The sequence below is a fragment of the Trebonia sp. genome (assembly GCF_030042015.1).
Taxonomy (GTDB): Bacteria; Actinomycetota; Actinomycetes; order Streptosporangiales; family Streptosporangiaceae; genus Trebonia.
This window is the reverse complement of the sequence record NZ_JASIAL010000322.1, coordinates 1-3,797: the sequence shown is the minus strand read 5'-3', so window position 1 is coordinate 3,797 and position 3,797 is coordinate 1. Positions and strand designations below refer to the sequence as shown.

At 65.8% G+C, this 3,797-nt stretch carries 4 protein-coding genes; 2 read left to right on the top strand and 2 right to left on the bottom strand.

Going from position 1 to position 3,797, the window contains the following annotated elements:
* Positions 1–716, bottom strand: a 716-nt coding sequence (locus tag Q1N79_RS17205; RefSeq protein ID WP_300610096.1) for a sensor histidine kinase, incomplete at its 3' end; no start/stop codon positions are given.
* A gap of 99 nt (positions 717–815) precedes the next feature.
* Complete coding sequence (locus Q1N79_RS17200) at positions 816–1,220, bottom strand: TIGR03618 family F420-dependent PPOX class oxidoreductase (RefSeq protein ID WP_300610095.1); 405 nt, start codon at positions 1,218–1,220, stop codon at positions 816–818.
* A gap of 287 nt (positions 1,221–1,507) precedes the next feature.
* Between Q1N79_RS17200 and corA the strand changes: the two genes are divergently transcribed.
* Positions 1,508–2,500, top strand: a complete 993-nt coding sequence (gene corA, locus Q1N79_RS17195; protein ID WP_300610094.1) for a magnesium/cobalt transporter CorA — start codon at positions 1,508–1,510, stop codon at positions 2,498–2,500.
* A gap of 1,153 nt (positions 2,501–3,653) precedes the next feature.
* The coding region (locus tag Q1N79_RS30695) for a helix-turn-helix domain-containing protein (protein ID WP_367185084.1) at positions 3,654–3,797 on the top strand (144 nt) is incomplete at its 3' end.

Below are 3,797 nucleotides of genomic sequence, written 5' to 3'. Positions count from 1 at the left end.
GCGCCATCGTGCAGGTCGCGCTCGATCCGCCTTCGTTCGGCTTCGGCCGCGTCCACCACCCGCTCCCGGCTGAGCTCAAGCTCGGCGACCCGGGCGGCCAGGACCGTGCCGCCTGGCGGCCCGAGCAGCCGCCGGGCCAGCGCGGCGTCCGCGACCGCCAGGCCCCTGGTCACCTGCGGGGCGGCCAGGAGCACGAGCAGGCCGGCCACCGCCACGAACACGGCCTTCGCTTCGTACAGCGTCCTGCCGTCCACGTGGAAGCCGCCGCCAGGCAGCGACCAGTCGAACAGCGGCAGCGTAACCATGATCAGCCCGAAAACCCATACGCCTAGCGTGACGAACGCGGCCGCCGCGCTGAGCGGCCCCCGCAGCAGCGCGTAGCTCACCTCGCGCCAGGTGGCACGCTCGCTGAGCTTGGCCAGGCGCGGCAGCAGCCGCAGCCGGTACCCGCTGCGCGTGCCCGCCGGCCAGGCGGGGATCCGCTCGCCGAGCGTAACCGCGAACCTCGCCCGCTCGGCGCGGGCGAACCAGTCGGTAAACCGCAGCGTGGTGCCCAGTATCGGCAGGCCGATCATCGCCACCGGCAGGCCTAGCGCGCCGGCCACCAGCCCGGGCACGACAATCCAGACGACAAGGGCGCCGACGCACACGCCGATGAAGTGGTGGATGAACGCCAGCCAGGTGCGCGGCGACACCAGGTCCCGAACGAAGTACATGCAAGTGACGCTAGGCCATCGGCATCGGCGCCCGCCATCATCCAGTCTTCCGGACGGGGGTAATGCCAGCCCTACCCCGCGCCGGCCCTGGCAGGGCCGCTAACGTACGCCCATGCCGCGGACGGAGTCGGCCTCGATGGTCATGATCATCCGCTTCTCGGGCCGTCCGCCGAAGTTCGGGTATGGCCGGCCGAGGTACTTGCAGGAGATTTCGTCGATGTTCCGCGCGCCGCCCTCGGTCGTGATCGCGATGACGCGGCCGCGCACCGCGAAGTAGCGCCTGGTGTTGCCTGGATCGACGACGTTCACCGCTACGTGCGGGTCACGGGCGAGGTTCCGCGCCTTCTGCGAGTGGTCCGGGGTGTTGATCAGGATGTGCTTGCCGTCGGTACTGACCCAGGTCTGGGTGAGCTGCGGCGAGCCGTCGGGCATGATCGTCGCCACGAAGCACAGGCTCGGGCGGCCGAGCAGGTCAAGCAACTCATCCGGTAGCGGTACGGGCACGGGGACTCCTCGCAGGCTCAGGCCGGGACATTCGCAGACGGTAGCCGATCACGGCACCGCTGCGCCGCCCGGCTCGGGCCGGCACGCGGCGTGCATTGTCGTCACGTTGATCGCCGGAGCAGCCGCGATAACGCCGGCGCGCGGATTAGCCTGGCCTTCTGTGAACGGCCCGGCTGATCCGGTAAATCGGGTGCGACCCGTCCGGGCCGTCGGCTAGGCCGAGGCCACCGCCATGACCAGACCAGACCAGAGCCCATCGGTCTCCTAACCGTGAGAACATCCCTCGCATGAAGGGCACTCTCACGCAAGACGGCATGACTGCCGACGCAACGCCGCGCGAGGTCGAGCGGGCGGCGGCCGGAGGCGCATTCTTCTGGCTCAATCTCGACATCCACGACCCGGGACCCGATGACGATGTCACCGGGCTGCTGATCAATACCTTCCACTTCCACCCTGTGGCCGTAGAGGCAGTGAAGTGGTTCGGCCAGCGGCCCCGCATCGATGACTACGACGACTTCGTGCACATCATCACCTTCGGCATGGCCGCCGACCGCAAGAACGTGGCGGAGGTGCACTGCTTCGTCACCGATAAGTTCATCATCAGCCTCCACCAGGGAGACTGCCCGGCACTGGCCACAGTGTGCGACCGCCTTGGCAGCCACCACGCCCAGCAGTCATCCGCGCCTCAGGCCGTCATCTTCTACCTGATCATGGACACCCTGATCGACTCATTCTTCCCGGTGCTGTCCGACTTCGACGATTCGATCGACGATCTCGAGGGCGCCATCCTGAAGAACCCGACCGAGGAGCAGCTAGGAACGCTGTTCGGCATGAAGCGGCAGATCATGTCCATCCGCAAGGTCATCACCCCGCAACGCGACATGATCGCCAGCCTCAACGCCGGCATGGTGGAAATCCCCGGCATGACCGACCAGGGCAGCGCCTACTTCCGCAACCTCTACGACCACCTCATCCGCATCAGCGACATGGTGGACGCCTACCGGGACCTGATCGGCGGCGCCATGGACACCCACCTGTCCATGGTGTCCAACCGGCTGAACGTAGTCATGAAGCAACTGGCCATCATCGCCACTATCTTCCTGCCCCTCGGCTTCCTGACCGGCTTCTTCGGGCAGAACTTCGCCTGGCCGATCGCTCACCTTCAGGTCGGCTTCGGCTATTTCCTCTTCCTCGGCCTCGGCTCCGAGGTGGTCGCGATCGTGCTCCTGCTCATTCTCTTCAAACGGCGCGGCTGGCTTGGCAGCGGCCCCATGGCCTGAGCCGGTCGACACCCGAGGGCTGTCCCGTCATCTGGACACGACAGCTACCCCGATGCCAGGTTCCAGCCGGGTAAGACGTTGCTCACTGCTGCGTTAGGCACTGCCCGGCTGGCAGGGCGTAACCACGATCATCGTAAAATTTCTCAATCGGGTGTGCGGAGATGATCATCCGTGTATCACCCGCTCGGCGGGTCAATCGCCATCCTGGGTTATCCGTGAGTATCCGGCGATTAGCGGCTATGACCTGCTGACCAGACACGCAACGGGACGTCTACGGCTCTAGAGGCGGCAGGTCCGCAGTGGCCGTCTCGCCGCGGCGGCACGGGCGCTGGGTGAAATCGTCGGCGCCGCACTTCGCGCAGACCCGGAAGCCCTCCATCAGTTCGGCTCGCGCCTTGATGCCCGCACTCAGGGCCCCGACGTTACGGGCGTCGTGCATGGGGCCCGCAGTCGCACCCCCCACGGTCATCGCGGACATGCCGCGGATCCCGCGGCGCGCAACCGACCGCGGCACCCGCCACGTGTAGCCGCATTCAGAGCAGGTGCGCTCCCACTCACGCGCGAACAGCCCAAGGCCCACCAAGCCATCGTCCGCCCGCCGCCCGGCCGCGGTCAAACGGCCCACCTCAGCATCGCGTAGCACCATTTCGGCGAACGGCCGAACGACACGCACACAGGTCCACCATCATGAGCTTGCGGCGCGGCAGCGTTTCGCCACGCTCTCGGGCGTTTGTGTTGCGCGCAAATGCCTGTAGAAACCGGGGCCAGGCACGGGCTGCCACCGACAGTAGCTCGCACTACCGTCCATGACGCGACGTCGGACACGCCGCGCGGATAGCCGTCGCGGCACATTGTGTGAGTTGATTGACGACTAAACCGGATAAGCCCGGCGCGAAATCGTCGCGAACTTCCACAACGTGCGATCCGCGCAGATACCCGCGGCAACAGCGCTATAGATCAGCAGGCAGTGACTAGCTAGCACCACATCTGCCTAGTAGCATGCCGGCGTCGGGGTAAATGACGAAAAAAGGGGTGGCGAATGATCGGCCGGATTAGCGCGTGGGGTGCTGTCGTCGTCGGAACGGTCCTAGCGGCTGGTCTTACTAAGCAGAAATTAAGTTTTTAGAGCCTAGATCTATGCTAGAATAGCATTATGGCACGCAAGGGGCGCAGGTCGAGCCACGAAGAGCGGATTTATGCCATCCAGCTCCTGGAGCAGGGGCGCACCAAGCCTGAGGTGGCGAGAATTCTCCGGGTTGCCGAGTCCTCGGTTTACGTCTGGCAAAAGGCATATCGT